The 17,928-nt window shown below is 60.2% G+C and carries 14 protein-coding genes; 1 reads left to right on the plus strand and 13 read right to left on the minus strand.

What is annotated here, in order from left to right; genetic code table 11:
• Positions 1–293 precede the first annotated feature (293 nt).
• A complete protein-coding gene (locus tag ACUIAF_RS04560; RefSeq protein WP_015021407.1) occupies positions 294–1,865 on the plus strand; it encodes an MDR family MFS transporter in 1,572 nt (523 codons plus the stop codon).
• Positions 1,866–2,023: 158 nt separating this feature from the next.
• Here the strand turns inward: ACUIAF_RS04560 and ACUIAF_RS04565 are convergent, their stop codons facing one another.
• The 13 genes from ACUIAF_RS04565 to pgi all read right to left on the minus strand — a co-directional run bounded on the left by ACUIAF_RS04565 (position 2,024) and on the right by pgi (position 17,880).
• Positions 2,024–2,821 (minus strand): HNH endonuclease family protein, encoded by a 798-nt coding sequence (locus ACUIAF_RS04565; RefSeq protein ID WP_232348486.1) that lies wholly within the window; start codon positions 2,819–2,821, stop codon positions 2,024–2,026.
• A gap of 54 nt (positions 2,822–2,875) precedes the next feature.
• Positions 2,876–3,724, minus strand: a complete 849-nt coding sequence (locus ACUIAF_RS04570) for an aldo/keto reductase (RefSeq protein WP_445337868.1) — start codon at positions 3,722–3,724, stop codon at positions 2,876–2,878.
• Positions 3,725–3,853: 129 nt separating this feature from the next.
• Entirely contained in the window at positions 3,854–5,119 is a 1,266-nt protein-coding gene (locus ACUIAF_RS04575) for a class C sortase (protein ID WP_445337870.1), read from the minus strand.
• Positions 5,120–5,513: 394 nt separating this feature from the next.
• Entirely contained in the window at positions 5,514–6,365 is an 852-nt protein-coding gene (locus ACUIAF_RS04580) for a hypothetical protein (protein ID WP_445337872.1), read from the minus strand.
• A 195-nt stretch (positions 6,366–6,560) separates the two neighbouring features.
• Positions 6,561–8,543, minus strand: a complete 1,983-nt coding sequence (locus tag ACUIAF_RS04585; protein WP_445337874.1) for a pilin N-terminal domain-containing protein — start codon at positions 8,541–8,543, stop codon at positions 6,561–6,563.
• 244 nt (positions 8,544–8,787) lie between these two features.
• Entirely contained in the window at positions 8,788–10,302 is a 1,515-nt protein-coding gene (araA, locus tag ACUIAF_RS04590; RefSeq protein WP_198203674.1) for an L-arabinose isomerase, read from the minus strand.
• 28 nt (positions 10,303–10,330) lie between these two features.
• Positions 10,331–11,023, minus strand: a complete 693-nt coding sequence (locus ACUIAF_RS04595) for an L-ribulose-5-phosphate 4-epimerase (RefSeq protein ID WP_015021401.1) — start codon at positions 11,021–11,023, stop codon at positions 10,331–10,333.
• A gap of 64 nt (positions 11,024–11,087) precedes the next feature.
• Complete coding sequence (locus ACUIAF_RS04600) at positions 11,088–12,701, minus strand: xylulokinase (RefSeq protein WP_445337876.1); 1,614 nt, start codon at positions 12,699–12,701, stop codon at positions 11,088–11,090.
• A gap of 102 nt (positions 12,702–12,803) precedes the next feature.
• Entirely contained in the window at positions 12,804–13,925 is a 1,122-nt protein-coding gene (locus tag ACUIAF_RS04605; RefSeq protein ID WP_015021398.1) for a LacI family DNA-binding transcriptional regulator, read from the minus strand.
• A gap of 38 nt (positions 13,926–13,963) precedes the next feature.
• The gene (locus tag ACUIAF_RS04610; RefSeq protein ID WP_445337879.1) at positions 13,964–14,671 is read right to left on the minus strand and encodes a ribonuclease HII; all 708 of its coding nucleotides are present in this window, start codon (positions 14,669–14,671) and stop codon (positions 13,964–13,966) included.
• 7 nt (positions 14,672–14,678) lie between these two features.
• Positions 14,679–15,443 (minus strand): signal peptidase I, encoded by a 765-nt coding sequence (lepB, locus tag ACUIAF_RS04615; protein WP_445337880.1) that lies wholly within the window; start codon positions 15,441–15,443, stop codon positions 14,679–14,681.
• A gap of 145 nt (positions 15,444–15,588) precedes the next feature.
• Positions 15,589–15,960, minus strand: coding sequence for a 50S ribosomal protein L19 (rplS, locus tag ACUIAF_RS04620; protein ID WP_015021395.1), 372 nt, complete (start codon positions 15,958–15,960; stop codon positions 15,589–15,591).
• A 222-nt stretch (positions 15,961–16,182) separates the two neighbouring features.
• Positions 16,183–17,880, minus strand: coding sequence for a glucose-6-phosphate isomerase (pgi, locus tag ACUIAF_RS04625; RefSeq protein WP_445337882.1), 1,698 nt, complete (start codon positions 17,878–17,880; stop codon positions 16,183–16,185).
• Between the last annotated feature and the right edge of the window lie 48 nt (positions 17,881–17,928).

Genomic DNA, 17,928 nt, shown 5'->3' on the forward strand with positions numbered 1-17,928 from the left:
GTCCTTATCAGCCCGTGTTGGACCTTCCCGTATTCACATTAGCGAAGCCCGCCTCACACAGCATACTGGAAACGCTGACCGCCGGACAAGCTCCTCACATCCGCGTCAGCCATGTGGAAAAACCCGATCACAATCCACAGCCGGGTATATTATAAGGTCATTGTCAGACGCTTAGCTCTCTTGTTCTTTTCTTAGTGTCACCGGTATCGGTATGCCCTGATTTGCTTTCTAGGACGGCACCGCAGGGAGTGGTATGCGCAGCGAAAACCGAACTCAGAGGAAGTGGTGGTTGCATGAGGAAGCAGGAGCTCGCCAAGCAAGGGCGGACCCTCAGCAAGGATGGAGCCTTCGTCAACGGAAAGCTCACCCATGAAGCCTTCCTGTCGCTGGCCATCCTGACCGTCATCACTTTCCTGGGCAACTTCACCCAGCTACAGCTGGCTTCGGCCCTGCCCACCATAGTGGACGAGTTCCACATCACCCTGACCACCGGCCAGTGGCTGACCTCGGTATTCCAGCTGGTCATGGGCGTCATGGTGCCGCTGACCGGCTTTCTGACCAAGCGTTTCTCCACCAGGCAGATCGTCATCACCTCCATGGCCGTCTTCACCCTGGGTTCTCTGTTGAGCTGGCAGTCGCAGACCTTCGCCCTGGTCCTGCTGGGCCGCATCCTCGAGGCCATAGGCACGGGAACCATGTGGCCCGTCCTGCAAATCACCGTCTTCTCCATATACCCTCTTGCCAAGCGCGGCATGGCCATGGGCACCGTAGGTCTGGCCATGAGTGTGGCCCCGGCCATCGGCCCCACCCTGGGCGGCTGGCAGACCGACGCCAACGGCTGGCGTTCCATCTTCCTGACGCTGAGCATCTGCGGGGCTGTGGCGCTGCTCCTGTCCATCTTCGGCCTGCGCAACTTCGGCCAACGCGACACCAGTGTCAAGGCGGACTTCTTTTCGGTGGCCCTGTCCATCTTCGGGTTCGGCGGGCTCATGTTCGGCTTCACCAACATCGAGAACTTCCCCATCACCTCCATCATGACCTGGCCATTCATGCTGGTCGGACTGATCGGGATCATCTGGTTCGTTCTTCGCCAGCTTCACCATGACAAGCCCCTGCTGGACCTGCATGTGCTGCGGATCAGGAACTTCACTGTGGGCACCATCATCGCCTCCATGTCCTTCTTCGCCTTCAGCTCGGTCACCGTCATCCTGCCCATGTACATCCAGACGGATCGCGGCTTCTCGGCCACCATGAGCGGCCTGGTCATGCTGCCAGGAGCCATCGGCACCGCCATCGCCCAGTTCTTCGGAGGCAGGCTGCTGGACCGCTGGGGAGCCCGTCCTGTAGCCATGACCGGCTGCTCGGTCCTGCTGCTGGGCACCATCGCCATGAGCATGATCGGTGCCAACACCTGGATCGGCCTGGTCTCCATCTGTCAGTTCATCCGCCAGATCGGCATGGGCTTCACACTGATGCCCTTGACCACCTGGTCCCTGAACAACCTGGCTCCCAAGGATGTTTCCGCCGGTTCTGCCGTCACCAACACGGCCCGGCAGATCGCCGGCGCTGTCGGCGCACCCATCCTGGTCATCCTCATGGAGTCCATCACCGCCCTGCGCCACAACGCCTTGGGCGGAGGCCACTCCACCCAGATCGCAGCTAACATCTTCGGCGTGCAGTGGGCCCTGCGCATTTCGGCACTGATCTGCCTGGGCATGGTCCTGCTGGTCTACTTCGGCGTTCGCGGAAACGGCGCTGGCTCCGGCCGCCAGATGACCCGCATGCTTCTGCGCCACATGCACATCATCCACACCGACGCGCCTGCCGTCACCGCCTCCACTGCAGACTCCAAGACCCAGGACTGATGATCACCGGAGAGTCTTTCTCCGGTACCTGCTGGATTTGACCGGATTCATCGCAAGGTGCAGGATCGACAGACCGGTAAATACAAGACATCAATTGAAGGATGTCAGTTGTCAGTCAACGCTTTCGACGGAAGCGTCGATCTCCTGTAGGCTCGCAATCAGCGATCCTGTGGAAGGGGCTGGCCTGGGCAGGTATGCAGAACGGCCAGCATGGCCTGCTTTTCCGAACTGGTGACGCTCAGGGAGTACTTGTCCTTGACTCCTATCTGACGGGCCACATAGGAGCACTGATAGTCCTTGTTCTCGGGCAGCCAGTAGTCAGCCGAGGCACTCCCCTTGGCCTGGTTGGCGGGGCCGTCCACGGCGAGAAGATTGTAGGGGTCGTTGCCAAAGCGGTAGCGACGGGCCGTGTCCCACTCGCTGGCTCCTGACCGCCAGGCATTCTCCAGGGCGACCACATGGTCAATCTGTACGGCCGAGCTGGTCTTGGGGCCTCTGACGAATTCGATGGTCCGTCCGGTATATGGGTCCTGCAGACGGCCACTGGCCACCTTGCACCCGCCGGGGGTAGTGGTTCGCAGGTCGGTCAGGTCACGGGTCAGCACATCCTCGCGCACATTGCAGCCGTTGCCGTCCTCATCGGTCTCTTTGAAGCCGAAAGCATCGCGCCGGTACTGGCGGCCGGGGCGTGCGTGATCATCCACCGTCAGATTCTGCAGGGTCTGAGCCGCATCGCCGGTCGCCGTGTATCGGCCGGTCAGCCGTCCGACTCCACCATTGACCCTTGGCAATATCAGGCCGATGGTGATGCCCAGGACCACAGCCACTACCAGAAGGATCAGCACCCGTTCCGTGAGCGATTCGCGACGGAAGCGGGCCGGGGCGGGATTCCTCCATGCCGAACCATACCGGCTGCGGCCGCGATACCGATATCTTCTGCGTCTCGGACCGGTCATCTACCGCCGATACCTCCTATGTCGACTGCATGCATGAATCATCCATCATAGCGGTCAGGCGTAGGCATAGGTCATCGGATCGTGTCCTGCGCGCACCGGGGAGTCCATGGCATCGATGGCGGCATGCTCCTCAGCGGTCAGTGTGAAACCGAACAGGTCCAGGTTCTCCGCCTGCCTTTCCCGGTGGACAGACTTGGGGATGATGATGGTCCCGTTTTCAATGTGCCAGCGCAACACTACCTGGGCCGGCGTTACCCTGTGGGCCTGGGCGATTTGCTCCAGCCTTCCGCCACCGGCTGTCAGGTCTGCGCCACGTGCCAATGGCGAGTATGCCTCGACGGCTATGCCATGCTCCTTGCAGAAAGCTGTCACCGTGCGCTGCTGCCAGCTGGGGTGCAGCTCTATCTGATCCACTACAGGGTATTCCCCCGTCTCCCGGTGCAGCCGTTCCAGATGTTCTGGCAGGAAGTTGCAGACCCCAAGGGTTTTCACCACCCCCTCATCGCGCAACCGATGGAATGCTCGCCAAACCTGGTCGGCCCGCCAATCGAATGGAGTGGGCCAATGGATCATATACATGTCTACATAGTCAGTGCCCAGCAGGGCCAACTGGCGGTCGAAGGCCCGCAGAACGCTGTCATACCCCTGCTCGGAGTCACGCAGTTTGGTGGTCAGCCAAAGGTTGGCACGCTTAGAACCATCCTGGCAACCGAAGGCCTTGAGGCCACGGCCCACACCTCCTTCATTACGGTAGCCCGCCGCCGTATCGATGTGGCGATAACCCAGTTCCAGGGCAGAACGCACTACTCCAGCGGTTTGATCATCGTCGATCCTGAGCACACCCAGGCCAACCTGCGGAATGCGATTGCCGTCAGACAATAAGATGTCAGGAACTGCTGTCATGGTCCACACCTTCCCAGGATGCAGCCCAGCAGTCTGCCGGGCCATACTCGCTCCATTCTAGAGCCAGACAAAAGCCCGGTTACCACAGAACAGGCGCATGTGGTCAAACCCGCTCCCTTGTGCACGGGCTTAGAATTCGCTGATGCCGAAGAAGTACAACACGTGGGTATCGAACCAGCGGTAGCCAAGATCGAATACGGGCAGCAAGCTGATCCTCATCATCATGCCGACCGTGCCCCAGGCGAAGAAGAGGCCGAGTACAGCCAACAGCCACATAAGGGCGCTGCAGATTCGCCGCGTTCTGATCAACCGGCGGCGTCGAGTGGCTTCTGACCGGGTCTCCTGGTCATGGCTGACCATGATTGTGGCCAGCGGCTCGCCCATAGTCCCCGGTCCTGTCGCCCGAGACTCCAGATGCTCCATCTGCTCCAGTTCGTGACGGCAGTTGCGCCGGCGACGTGAGAGCAGGTACCAGCCCACTAGACAGATCAAAAACAGGGCCAGAAGCACCCAGACCATGTAAATGGGCGCCCCCTCAGGCTGGGTGGGTGGCACGTCATCGCCGATATAGTGCCCACGCACAATCAGGCGGTGGGAGTTGACTCCATAGGGATAGCAGGTCAGCAGGGTCACATAGTTGGAATTCTGGATTGGCTGCAGTGCGCTGACATCGGTAGGCAAGATGACCTTAATCTGGTCCACCTTGTAGCTCATATGCCGTTTGAGTACTCGAATCTGAAAGACATCACCCTTGCGCAGCTGGGTCAGATTGTCAAAAAGCATGTAGCCGACTTCGCCTGTGTGCCCGGTGATGACGGAGTGAATAGTCCGGTTGTCTGTAGGCACGTGGGTTGTGGCGATATGCCCTGTGCCGTCCTTGAGTACCTCATCGCTGGTACCGTGCCGGACGGGCAGCTTGACATGGATCTTGGGGATCTCCACATAGGCCATCATGCCCTTGCCATCTACATTGAGAATTTTGTAGTAGCGCCCCAGTGGTTCCTGGACTTCCTTGTACTTGAAGGGGTCCCTCAGTGTGGGCTTGCCCAATTCCTCATCGTACTTCTTGGCATCTCGCCACATGGCTCTGCGCTGTGCAGGCGAGAGTGCATCCACGATCTGATCGTAGTTGTCCACTGCGGCGGAATCCTTGGAATAGTTCACGTAGGCTGACAACAGCGGATAGAGGAAAATTGCCAGGCCTATCAGGAAGGCCAAGGTCTCTAGGAGCCCGAACCCTCGTCCCGACTTGCTGGCCTTGCCACCGTTCTTGGCCTGCTTGGATGCAGTCGCAGCTGCCTGACCAGCTTTGCCTTGTTGACTTTTATCCTGGAAATGATTTCCTGAAACTACAATTATCGGAGCTGACGTTGTAGCTTGGCCTGGAACAGACACTGAAGCTTCTATTGAATCTGAATCATCCGATTCTGAGCCTCCGCGATCCTTAGGTGTAGCCGAAGGCGGATAAGAAGGTGGTACATCGGAACTAGGAGCATAGGCAGGCGGCATTTCCTCTTGCTCAGTAGCCTTTTCCGACGAGGATGGCCCAGCAGTCATGTACGCATACGCAACATCATCGTTGCCGGTGGCTTGAGATGGTGTCATAGTAGCTGGGTCAGTGTCCTGGTCCATCTATAGCCCTCCTTGTGCTCCGCTTCAAATAGTCCAGTTATACGTCTTGGCATACAAAGGCCGGCGGCACCTGTACGATGCCGCCGGCCTTAATACACCTTCACAGATGCCTTTGACGCCAGTTGATGGCATCACACCGACATGGCTATGAGTATGCCTAGCGCTCATCTCTGTTCCAGGATCGCGCGACTACCGCCAAGTAGAGACCCATCATGACCAGAATCGTAAGCAAAATGACAGGCGCTACCATGGATACACCAGTAGCTGCAAGCTTTCCTGATCCTGGTCGCACGACTGGCACGACCTGAGACACATCCTGAGGCACGTCTTGAGGTACATCCACAAGCTTGGGACTTATAGTCACATCATAAAGCGGATGGACCTCACCCTGCTCACGGTAGAGCGGCAACTGCACGACCACAGGATCGGCTTTCACCTTTGCATTGTTGGGTGTGGCTACCATAGTGACCAGCCAGTATGAGGCGTTGAAGTAGTCGCCATCAAAAACAGCCGGACTTCCGCCTGTCAGGCTGGGTGCCTCTAAATCGAGGTGAGCTCCTGTAAGCCAAACACCTTGTGATTTGGCTTCTGATGAGTTGGTTATAGTGCCTTCTTGATCAGAGACACCATAGTATTCAGCGGGTTGCGTCTTGTCCTTGAAAGCATCTGGGTTGGCTGCCACCTCATTACTGATGGCCGCTTGTGCCTTATCAGCGCCAGGATTATGGTCTAATGCCTCCACCCGGCTCTTCAGAGTACCTGCATCCAATCTTAGGGCACGAAAGACGTACCCAGCCCCAGCCGATACAGGAGAACTCGGTAGGATGTCTTTCTGATCTCCTTGACCTGAAGGTCCTCTCTTGAGTTGCACCGTCAGGGTCGGGTTGACCGTCGCCGCCTCTGCCGCCGGCGTCATATCGAAAACGGAAAGGCCTAAGCAGGCCAAGACCGCAATCAGACAGGGCAAGACCCGGTGGGTGAGGCATTTCGGCAAGGCAATTCCCTTCATAAACCTTCCCTTCCAAGGCCGCCTTTCGACGACGTGGTTGCGTCGGATTCGCTAATCCAAATGAAACCGAACCAGTGTCCCGACATGTGCGAACCGAAGAATATCTCAACGATCCGTATGAAAATGGCGGACGATCCACGGAGGAACCGTCCGCCATCGGGTCACCTCACATGATTCTTGATGTGACCGTGATCATCAGGCCCGGGCGGCGTTATTGCGCCGATTGCGGGCATAGAGAGCACCACCCATGATCAGTGCGCCGACAACAAGCAGCAGCAGGATGCCACGACCACCGGTTAGAGGCAAGGCCAATGGTGAATCGCTGTCAGTTGTCTTATAGTGAGCCAAATACCTGACGACAGCATCGTGGTTGAATACCATCTTGTTGCCTTCCGGCATTTCACCCACAGGAGCTTCGAACTTACCAAAGTTCAACTGCTGATAATCTGGCGTAAGAGTTGCATTACGACCATACTTCTCAACAATCTGAGCCTCAGTTAAACCTGTATCCCCATAAGTAATCTTTTCGAAGGGGATACCAGGATTGCGCCAATCCGTCGGAGTCTTGGTCTCAACCAACATCCAGTTTACACTCTGTACAGTCTTATCAGCTGCTCTTCCTGCCCCAGTTCCAAAGATGGGCAGGGCCGCAAAGGATACCAGACCTTTCTTATTAGCCGTAGCCTTGTAAACCTGGACACCTGCTGGAGCGTCACCTTCAGCATAGAACTTACCATCCGAAGCCAGATACTTGTCGATAGAATCAGCGTTCTGAACCAGACGATACTCAGTGCCCGGCAATGCTGCATAATTGGTCTTCTTATTCTGAACAGAACCAAAAGCGATTACAGCATTAGTCACATTTGTATGATCTTGTTCAGGATCCTTCGGCGTACCATCGCTGTTCGTGTTCTCGCTGTAGTCTGATGCGGCATCGTTAACCACACCACCGGTACCTGTGGAATCACCGTTGCCAGTCACCAATGCATCATAGGTGACCTCCAGCTCCATAACCGATGTTCCGATACCCTGAGCTTTCGCAGCACCGGAAGCGGTAAAGAAGTCAAAATACCAGTAAGTCACGTCACTCGTGGGAGCATCCGCAAACATCTTCTGTGTAGGATCGTTCAGACGAGCGGGATTCTCATTAGTAGCAGTGACATTCTTAGTGAAATCATCACCAACGGCTAAATCCACCGCCTTTCCGGCACTAGGCCGAATAACAGCCTTGACGGTGTTTGGATCACCCTTCAGCGAGCTTGACATACGATCGGCGAGCCGTACATCCTTGCCCTCACCCTTCAGCTCCGAGACGTCGAGCTTACCATCATTCTTCTTGGGAGTGGCATCTTTGTAGAGCTTCTGAGACAGCTTGTAAGTAATCGTATCACCGGCAACCGCCGTTGTTTGAGTCTTAACGTTGCCGTCAGCGCCCTTTATGCTTTGCACAGTCTTAGCGAAAGATTGCGTATTGACATTCTTTGGATACAGGTGAAGGTGGTAGATAAAACCACGAGTCTGGTTTGAATCCGATCCATTAGTTGCATAGGGCAGACCAAAGAAAGAGTTTGCAGCAGTCTTGTACTTGTTCTGATCAATCCCATGCTTGTTATTGGTATCGAAAGCTGGTGAATTAGCGGTATTCTCGATCAGAACATAGTAATGGTTGGGACCTGCCGGGAAAGCTGCTTCCGTCGCAGTCGGCTTCCCGTTCTCATCGCTTTGGTACCACGTACTAATGACACCATGACCATCGGTGATACCGGCAAAATTCTTGCTGGAATCGGTGTACTTGGCATCCCAAGTGTTTGGGTCGTTTGCATCGATATCAGCTAGGTTCTTACCTGATTTCGGCACAACCTCTTTAACATTAAACAGGATGCCCTGGGCAGGAGTGAGATCATGGTTGCCGTTCAACGTGTCGGCATCTTTAGCTGAGCCGGTGGGCGCATACCCATCAGCCAGAGACAGATACTTGGTGACCGTTAACTGAGGCACCTTGGTAGCGTCCAGGGCACCGGGCACAAAGTTATCTTCACTAGTGAATCCATAGTTTTCATCGGCAGAAGCCTGGGTGGCTGGCAAAACGACCATGCCCGCCAGGAGCGTCGCTCCGGCAACCGCCAAGCCTAAAAGCTTAGGGAGCCTTATCCCTTCATTATCTCGTTGCATGTGCATGCACGCATTCCCTTCTTTGTTAATAGGCACAGGATGGCCAGGCACATCTTCGCCTCCCCAACCGATCACTTCCCCGACTCAGGGGGGTGGGCAATATGTCAACTTTGGGACATGCCACTGTTCCCATTGCCTAATCATCACTGTACCGACAAAGTAGGGACAACGCAAACCGACAAGCCGAACATGCAAAAGCCCCGCCACTTATACAGTGGCAGGGCCTTGTTATCTTTCCTGGAACAGGCGATCAGTGCCTGTTATCCAGCCGATGGTAGAGTTCGGCTGCACGCAGGTCGGCCTCGAAACGCCGAGGTTCGGTGTTCTCGTCTATGACGGCCAGTTCCACGCCAGCCATGCGGGCGAAGTCCTCCCAGGCCTCACGACCCACGGTGGTGGTCATGCAGGTATGGTGGGCCGCGCCGGCGCGCAACCAGCATTCAGCCGAGACCTTGAGCGATGGCCGGGGCTTCCAGAGAGCGCGTGCCACAGGCAGCTTGGCCAGGGACCCGCCGGGCTCGACCACATCCACCACATTCATGACCAGGCGGAAACGCTCGCGTACATCCGCCAGGGAGACGACCACAGCATCACTGCAGGGGGTGGCCGTGAAGACCAGACGCACCGGGTCCTCCCTGTCGCCGATGGACAGGGGGTGGATCTCCAGGCGGGGCCGTCCCTCGGTCAGCAGCGTGGGCGAGACCTCCAGCATGTGGGCGCCCATGATCTCCTCATGGCCTGGCACGAAGTTGTAGGAGTAGTCCTCCATGAGCGAGCAGCCGCCCTTGAGCCCATAGCCCATGACGTTGCCGATCCGGATCAGAACCGAGGTCTTCCAGTCACCCTCTGCCGAGAATCCGTACCCGTCAGCCATCAGCCGCTGGGCTCCCACGCCGGGCAGCTGACGCAGGCCTCCCAGATCCTGGAAGTTGTCAACGGCGGCAGTGGCGCCCACCTCTTCCATCATGGCCCGCATGCCGAGCTCCTCGCGGGCGGCCACCACAAGGGAGTCGTACCGGGAGTCCAGAAGTTCGGGAGCCACCTCATAGCTGCGCTTGTAGTCCTCTATCAGATCCTTGACCTGGTCGTCGGTGACGGCGTTCACATGGTCCACCAGTTCGTTGACCGGCCAGGTGTTGACGGAGACGCCGAAGACCCTCTCGGCCTCGGTCTTGTCGCCCTCGGTGACGGCGACGTCGCGCATGTTGTCGCCCCAGCGGCAGACCTTCATGTTGTTGGCGGCATCCCAACCGGCGCAGGCGCGCGCCCAGACGCCGATCTTGTCGGCAACCTCGGGGTCGGCGTAGTGGCCGACCACGATCTTGCGCGGGATTCCCAGCCTGGTCAGGATGTAGCCGAACTCACGGTCGCCATGGGCCGACTGGTTCAGGTTCATGAAGTCCATGTCGATGGTGTCCCAGGGGATCTCCACATGATGCTGGGTGTTCAGTTGCAGGAGAGGCTTGCGCAGCTTCTCCAGACCCCTGATCCACATCTTGGCCGGACTGAAGGTGTGCATCCAGGCCACCACGCCGATGCAGGCCGGGTTCGACGAGGCATCGACCATGAAGTTCAGGATGGAATCCGAATCCTTCAGCGTGGGCTTCAAGACCAGCTTGACCGGGATCCTACCCGAGTCGTTGAGCGACTGGGCGATGTCCGCCGCCTGGACGCCCACCTGGCGCAGGGTCTCCTCGCCGTAGAGGTCCTGCGAACCAACGGCGAACCAAAGCTCCTTGCCCTCGAAGGGATTTTTCATGCTCATACTTGCTCCTTTGCTTATGCTTTACGGCTCAGTGCTGGCCGTAGACGTGCTGGTACCGGTCGTTGAGCTTGGCTATATCGGCCGGATCAATGGGCTTGGGCGTACCAATCTGCTCAGCCGCCCAGACCGTGTGGGCCACCTCCTCGGTCATGGCCGCCGCCTTGACGGCAGCCTCGGCATCGGCCCCCACGGTGAAGGGCCCATGGTTGCGCATGAGCACGGCCGGGCAGCCCGGATGATCCTTTAAGGTATCGACCACGCCCTTGCCGATGGCCTCGGAGCCAATCAGCTCGAAGGGACCCACCGGCACGGGCCCGCCAAACTCGTCGCCCATCATGGTCAGCACGCAGGGAATGTCCCTGCCGGTGGCCGCCCAGGCGGTGGCATAGGTGGAGTGGGTGTGGACCACGCCATAGACCTCGGGCATGTGCCGGTAGATATAAGCGTGGGATAGTGTGTCCGAAGAGGGAGCCTCAGTACCATCCACCACATTGCCATCCAGATCGGTGACCACCATGGATCCCGGGGTCAGATGCTCATAGCGCACCCCCGAGGGCTTGATGACCATCAGATCAGCGGAGCGCAAACGCTGCGAGACGTTGCCCGCCGTCCAAACCACCAGATTCCACCTGGTCAGCTGCGCATGCAGGGTGGCCACCTGCTCGCGCACCAGTTTCACCTCATCGCGCACCTCGGGCGAATAATCAGCCAAGGACACCATCAGCAACTCCTTTTCCCGGCCCGATCACGCTGATCCGGCCGCTTGACGTTTTCAGCTCTCGTCCTCATCCCTGCAGGGGGATGGTCTTCACAGCCGCCTGCTCGATGGGCAGACCCTTGGTGAAGCGGTCGAAGAAGGTTCTGAAGCCCTTCACGTCGGCCGGGTCCGGCTGTTCTGTTGTAGACTGAACGCCCGCGAATACATTGGCATCCAGATAGTCGGCCAGGGTCTGGTCGGCATGACCCAGGTAGTCGGCCAGCACGGCCATCCCCCAGGCACCTCCTTCCACAGCGGTGGACATGACCTTGATGGGGGCATTGAAGGCGGCGGCCAGGATCCGCTGGGCCACCTTGGGGGTGGCGAAGATGCCGCCGTGGCCGACCATGGTATCCACCTGGACATGCTCCTGGCGGGTCATCACATCCATGCCGATAGTGACCGGCGAGAAGGCCGAGAAGAGCTGGGCGCGCATGAAGTTGGCCAGGGTCATCCGTCCCTCGGGGCCACGGGCGAAGACGGGCCGGCCCTCCTCCAGGCCAGCCAGGAACTCCCCGGAATAGAAGCAGTAGTTGATCAGCCCGCCTGCATCCTTGTCTCCAAGGAGCGCTTGGTTGAACAGGGTGGCGTAGAGCGCATCACCCTTGAGATCCAGACCGGCGGCCTTGGCGAAGTCCCCGAACAGCCCCACCCAGGCGTTCAGATCCGAGGTGAAGTTGTTGGCATGGCTCATGCCGGCCGGATCCCCAGCCGGTGTGGTGACCGGATCCACCTCGGGGTGGAAGTCACGCAGGGGATGCTCCAGAACCACCATGGCGAAGATGGACGTGCCTGCAGACACGTTGCCGGTGCGGGGACGAACCGCGTTGGTCGCCACCATGCCGGTTCCCGCGTCGCCCTCGGGCGGGGCCATGGGCACGCCCGGCTGCAGCCGACCACTGGGATCGAGCAGGGCGGCACCTTCTGCGGTCAGTGCCCCCGCATCGCTGCCGGCGGTCAATGGCTCGGGCAGCAGGTCGTGGATGTCCCAGGGCTGGGCCTGGACCCGGGGCAACCGGGAGAAGATGTCCAGCAGGCCCTGGTCGAACTCCTTGCGGGAGGAGTCGATGGGGAACATGCCCGAGGCATCGCCGATGCCGATGACCTTGCGGCCGGAAAGCCTCCAGTGCATGTAGCCTGCCAGGGTGGTGATGTAGGCCACCTTGCGCACATGCTCTTCGTCGTTCAGGATGGCCTGGTAGAGGTGGGCGATGGACCAGCGCTCGGGAATATTGATCTTGAAGACCCGCGAAAGCTCCTCGTGTGCCTGGCGGGTGTTGGTGTTGCGCCAGGTGCGGAAGGGCACCAGCAGCTGGCCATCCTTGTCGAAGGCCAGGTAGCCGTGCATCATGGCCGAGACCCCCATGGCGCCGATTTTGGTCAGCGTCACCCCGTACCGGCGACGGACGTCCTCGGCCATGGCCGCATAGGCCGCCTGCAGACCCTGGTGGATCTGGTCCATGGAGTAGGTCCAGAGGCCGTCCTCCAGCCGGTTCTCCCACTCGACGTCCCCGGTGGCCAGCGTCCGGTAGTCATGGTCGATCAGTACTGCCTTGATGCGGGTGGAGCCGAATTCGATGCCCAGACTGGTCGTGCCCTCCTTTAGTTCGCTTACGATGACGCCTTGTTCGCCAACAACCATGTCCGCTCCTTTGCCTGATATGTTAACGCTCACATAGTCTGGTTACGATTGTAACTGAGACCCGAGCATCAGGCAAGCCCGCGGGATGCGGGCCGACGGTGGTCAGAGGCGCTTGACTGCGTAGCCCAGGGACCGACGCTGAATCACATCCGCCTGGATCAGCCCCACACCGTGATGGGTGACCGGGAATTCCACCGGCTGCCCCTGGTGAAGAAGGGCCAGGACCTGCCGCATGGTAGCCACCCCCAGATCCTCAAAGCGGGGACGAACCGTGGCCAGCGGCGGAAACATGTTGTCTACCGTGGGAACGTCGTCGAAGCCCACCAGACTGATGTCACCGGGAATGCGGATGCCGTGCTCCTGCAGGGACCGGGCCACACCCACGGCCTGGTTGTCGTTGGCCGTGACCACGGCTGAGGGCAGGGAGGTGCCGCTCATCCCCCGCTGATCAATCAGGTGGTTCATCAGCGTGTAGGACTCCCCAGCCTCCCAGCTGCGGGCGTGGACCACAGCCGTTCGTATGCGGCAGCGGGCGCAGGCCACCTTCCAGGAAGCCAGTCGGGTGGCGGCGTCCCGCCATTGCGCAGGACCGGCCATATAGAGCACCCGTCTATGGCCCCGGGAGACCAGCAGCCGGGCCAGCCGCTGCACTGCACCCCACTGATCGATTCCGGTCAGGGCAATCCGGCCATCGCCACGGCGGCGGCTCAGGGCCTCTTCGACGCTGGTGATGCCATGCGTCGAGGTGACGATGACCCGGGGCTGGCTCACCTCAACCTGGCAGGCAGCCCGGAACATGGTGTCGGTGGGCGTCAGAAAGATGAAGGCATCCACATTCTGCTCCAAGAAGGTGCCGCAGAGCTCCTGGAATCCGGCAAGCGTGCAGGCTGACTCGTCCACCATCATGACCGACATGAACAGACCATGGGAACGGGCCACGGTCTCGATGGCCGTAATCGATGAGACAGGACCGAAGAGACTGACACCGCCAGCCACCAGCCCAATGGTCCGGCTGCGGCTGGATGCCAGGGCCCGCGCAGAGTTGCTGGGTCGATAACCCAGCTTCCTGATGGCCTGCTGGACCTTGATTCGGGTAGCGGGAGAAACGTCCTTGGAATTGTTGATGACCCTGGACACAGTCTGATGGGAGACCCCGGCCAGCCGGGCAACCTCGAACATGGAGGGGCGCTTGGAGCGTGACCTGCCCCCGTTGCCTGCGGGCATGTGACCTTCTTCCGATAGCCGTGTCGACCGTTCCGATATTAGCCCCTGCAGGGACCGGACGAGGGCAAATGCCAGCTGACCCGGTGCAGACGGCTGGGCCCCAGACGGCGAATGGCCTCCAGGTGTGCAGGTGACCCATAGCCCTTGTTGTGCTCCCACTGGTATGGGGCCAGGGCGGGATCGGAGGCGGCCAGGCGGACCATAAGCCGGTCACGGGTGACCTTTGCGATGACCGCTGCGCAGGCCACACTGGCACAGTGGGCATCGCCCTTGACCTGGGTGGACACCTTGGGCAGAACCGGAAGGTCGGGGGCGTCAAAACTGTCGGCTGCCGGGGTGATGTAGTCATTGGGGCCGTCAAGGATGGCAGCCAGGCGGCGGCCAGGCCCCAGGTTCATCCCATGCTCCAAATCGGCCAGCGCACGCAGGGCGGCAATGCCCAGGGCATGGACGATGCCCCACTGATCGATCTCATGATTGGAGCAGGCTCCCACCGCCCAGCCGGCAGCCCAGTCCTCCAGGTCACGATACATGGCCAGCCGACGCGCGGGGGTCAGCATCTTGGAATCCGCCACCCCGTCAGGGACTTTCAAATGGGGCAGGTCGGCCGACCTGACCGCCACCACGCCGACCATGGCCGGCCCCGCCAAGGCTCCCCTGCCGACCTCGTCCAGGCCCAGCACATACTCAGCTCCCTGGTCAGCCAAGGCAACCTCGGTGGCCAGGGTCGGCAGAATCCGTCTCACAGCCGGTTCAGTCCTGCGTCGGCTCGGGCACGGAGTCGAAGACCTTGTGCTGGTTGTTGAGCAGCTTCCAGCTGCCCACCGGGTAATAGGTCAGCAGTGCGGTGCCCTTGATGTTGTCCATGGGGACCAGGCCATTGTGACCGTCGTCCTTGTGCAGGCGGGAATCCGCGGAGTTGGAACGGTTGTCGCCCATGACGAAGACGTACCCAGGATCCACCTTGACCTTGAAGGCAAAGGAGCTGGGCTCCACTCCTGGGCGCAGGTAGGAGCTCTCGTCCAGGGCGACGCCGTTGACGGTGACCGGGGCGCCATGACCCTTGCAGGCCACCGTGTCGCCGGGCATGCCAATCAGGCGTTTGACCAGGTGATTGCCACGGAAGCTGGGCCCGGACTCTTCACCCAGCCAGTTGGCAGGGTCAGTGAAGACCACCACATCCCCTCGGCGGGGGGTCACCATGGATCTGGTCAGCCGGTGAGTGGTCAGGATTCTGTCCCCAATGCCAAGGGTGTTCTCCATGGAGCCGGAGGGGATGACATAGATGCTGAACAAAAATATGCGCAGGATGGCAACGAAGGCCAAGAGGGTAACCAGCTCGAACAGAAACTCGGGCAGGAAACCGCGTTCACCCAGCCGCGGGTGACTGCCCTTGGTGGAGCCGCGTCCATCGGGACGGTCCAAGGCATGACGGGGCGGCACTGGGGCTGAGGTGGCTCGTATGCCGTCGGGGTACGGGATTCCCGACGGGGTCGCTTCCTCATCCCGAAAGGCCATATCCACTCCTTGTCATCCACCGGAACCCGCACGCAAACAGGTTCCGCATGCCTCATAGCGTACACACCCAAGCATGGAAAAACCCGGGATAATTGCTTCCCGGGTGTTAGCGGCCAGGCCTGGGCTGGGTCGCCCTGGCCGAAACCTACTTGTTGGAATCGGCCTTGTTGTCGCGACGCTCGACAATGCGGGCGGCCTTGCCGTGCAGACCACGCAGGTAGTAGAGCTTGGCGCGGCGGACACGGCCGTGGCGCAGTACCTTGATGGAGTCAATCTGAGGAGAGTGCAGAGGGAAGCGACGCTCGACGCCCACGCCGAAGCTGACCTTGCGCACCAGGATGGTCTCGCGCACGCCGGAGCCCTGACGGGCGATCACCACGCCAGTGAAAGCCTGGATACGGGAATTGTTGCCCTCAGTGATGTTGACGTTGACCTCGACGGTATCGCCGGGGCGGAAGTCGGGGATCTGCTCCGCAGGCTTCATGTGACTTGCGTCAAATTCCTGAATCGCGTTCATGCTGTTCCTCCATGGCCGCCGCACATCGACCCATGACATGGATCGCAACCACCAAAGGAGGCGATCCTGGACGGAACCCGACGGTCTGCCGTCGGGGGTGCCGATCCGCCGGAGCATCCGGCTGGACCTGAAAGGAAGGGAGCCCATGCGGCAGCCGCCCTTCCGGCGAACAACTATTCAATAATATACCACGAGCCGGACCTGCAAGGGCCCGGCTGGATATCAGCGGCGGTGGGCCCTGTAGAAGGCAATCAGGGACTTTGTGGACTGATCCTGCTCAGCCAGCGCCTGATCGTCCCGGGAGATGGCTGGGGTGATCTCGCGAGCCAGCTTCTTGCCCAGCTCAACGCCCCACTGGTCGAAGGAATCAATGCCCCAGACAGTGCCCTCGGTCAGCGTAATGTGCTCGTAGAGGGCGATCAGCTCGCCCAGAGCGGCTGGAGTCAGCGCGTCACCGAAGATGGAGGTTGTGGGCCGGTTGCCGGTGAAGACACGGGCAGGGACGATGGCCTCCGGAGTGCCCTCGGCGCGGACCTCGTCGGCGGTCTTGCCAAAGGCCAACGCCTTGGTTTGGGCCAGGAAGTTGGCCAGGAAGAGTTCATGCACGTCCTGGTCGCCGTCCTTGGCAGGGTTGGGGGTGTTGGCGAAGGCTATGAAGTCGGCGGGGATCAGACGGGTGCCCTGGTGGATCAGCTGGTAGAATGCGTGCTGGCCGTTGGTGCCGGGCTCCCCCCAGAAGATTTCGCCGGTCAGGCTGGTCACTGGCGTGCCGTCCCAACGCACGGACTTGCCGTTGGACTCCATGGTCAGCTGCTGCAGGTAGGCCGGGAAACGGTGCAGATACTGGTCATAGGGCAGCACGGCGTGCGAGTGGGCGCCGAAGAAGTTGACATACCAGACGTTGAGCAGGCCCATCAGGGCCACCACGTTCCGATCCAGAGGAGTGGCGCGGAAGTAGCGATCAACGGTGTTGAAACCCTTGAGGAACTCCTCGAAGCGCTCGGGGCCGATGGTGATGGCCAGGGAGGTGCCCACGGCGGAATCCACCGAGTACCGGCCGCCGACCCAGTTCCAGAAGCCGAAGACGTTGTCCGGATCGATGCCGAAGTCGCGCACCTTGTCCAGGGCGGTCGAGACGGCGATGAAGTGCCGGCGGATGGCCTCGGCCGAAAGGTCCTCGCCGTCCTTGGACAGCAGGCCACGCTCGCCCAGGCTCTTGAGGAGCCAGGCGCGGGCCTGGCGGGCGTTGGTCAGGGTCTCCAGGGTGGTGAAGGTCTTGGAGACGATGATGAAGAGTGTGGTCTCCGGATCCAGATCGCGCGTCTTCTCGGCCAGGTCGTTGGGGTCGATGTTGGAGATGTAGCGGGCGCTGATGCCGGCATCCGCATAAGGCTTCAGGGCCTCATAGGCCATGACCGGGCCAAGGTCGGAGCCGCCGATGCCGATGTTGACCACAGTGGTGATCCGCTTGCCGGTCAGACCGGTCCAGCTGCCCGAACGGACCTGGTCGGCAAAGGCATAGATGCGCTTGAGTGTGTCGCGGACGTCGCCCACCACATCCTGGCCGTCCACCATCAGACGGCCGCGGTCCTCCTCGGGGCGGCGCAGCGCTGTGTGCAGGACGGCCCTGTCTTCGGTGTTGTTGATGTGCTCGCCGTTGAACATGGCCTCGATCCGCTCCTCAAGGCCGACCTCGCGGCCCAGCTGGGCCAGCAGGGACAGGGTCTCGGGCTGAATCAGGTTCTTGGACAGATCGATATAGAGATCGCCCAGCTCGAAGCTGAGCTTTTCGGTGCGCTGCGGGTCCTTGGCGAACCATGCGCGCAGATCGATCCCCTGGCGCTGTATGTCGTCGAAGTGCTGGTGCAAGGCCGCCCAGGCCTTGGTGCTGGTAGCGTCCACTGGAGGATTGATGGCCATGGTTGTTCGGGTCCTTTCATGAGGTGATGCCCGGTCTACCGAGCACCC

The sequence above is a fragment of the Bifidobacterium sp. ESL0822 genome (genome assembly GCF_052606675.1).

What these genes read in the sequence shown, in the direction of transcription:
- ACUIAF_RS04560 (WP_015021407.1), top strand. Translation starts at nt 294, where the DNA reads ATGAGGAAGCAGGAGCTCGCCAAGCAAGGGCGGACCCTCAGCAAGGAT.
- ACUIAF_RS04565 (WP_232348486.1), bottom strand. Translation starts at nt 2,821, where the DNA reads ATGACCGGTCCGAGACGCAGAAGATATCGGTATCGCGGCCGCAGCCGG.
- ACUIAF_RS04570 (WP_445337868.1), bottom strand. Translation starts at nt 3,724, where the DNA reads ATGACAGCAGTTCCTGACATCTTATTGTCTGACGGCAATCGCATTCCG.
- ACUIAF_RS04580 (WP_445337872.1), bottom strand. Translation starts at nt 6,365, where the DNA reads ATGAAGGGAATTGCCTTGCCGAAATGCCTCACCCACCGGGTCTTGCCC.
- ACUIAF_RS04585 (WP_445337874.1), bottom strand. Translation starts at nt 8,543, where the DNA reads ATGCACATGCAACGAGATAATGAAGGGATAAGGCTCCCTAAGCTTTTA.
- araA (WP_198203674.1), bottom strand. Translation starts at nt 10,302, where the DNA reads ATGAGCATGAAAAATCCCTTCGAGGGCAAGGAGCTTTGGTTCGCCGTT.
- ACUIAF_RS04595 (WP_015021401.1), bottom strand. Translation starts at nt 11,023, where the DNA reads ATGGTGTCCTTGGCTGATTATTCGCCCGAGGTGCGCGATGAGGTGAAA.
- ACUIAF_RS04600 (WP_445337876.1), bottom strand. Translation starts at nt 12,701, where the DNA reads ATGGTTGTTGGCGAACAAGGCGTCATCGTAAGCGAACTAAAGGAGGGC.
- ACUIAF_RS04605 (WP_015021398.1), bottom strand. Translation starts at nt 13,925, where the DNA reads ATGCCCGCAGGCAACGGGGGCAGGTCACGCTCCAAGCGCCCCTCCATG.
- lepB (WP_445337880.1), bottom strand. Translation starts at nt 15,443, where the DNA reads ATGGCCTTTCGGGATGAGGAAGCGACCCCGTCGGGAATCCCGTACCCC.
- rplS (WP_015021395.1), bottom strand. Translation starts at nt 15,960, where the DNA reads ATGAACGCGATTCAGGAATTTGACGCAAGTCACATGAAGCCTGCGGAG.
- pgi (WP_445337882.1), bottom strand. Translation starts at nt 17,880, where the DNA reads ATGGCCATCAATCCTCCAGTGGACGCTACCAGCACCAAGGCCTGGGCG.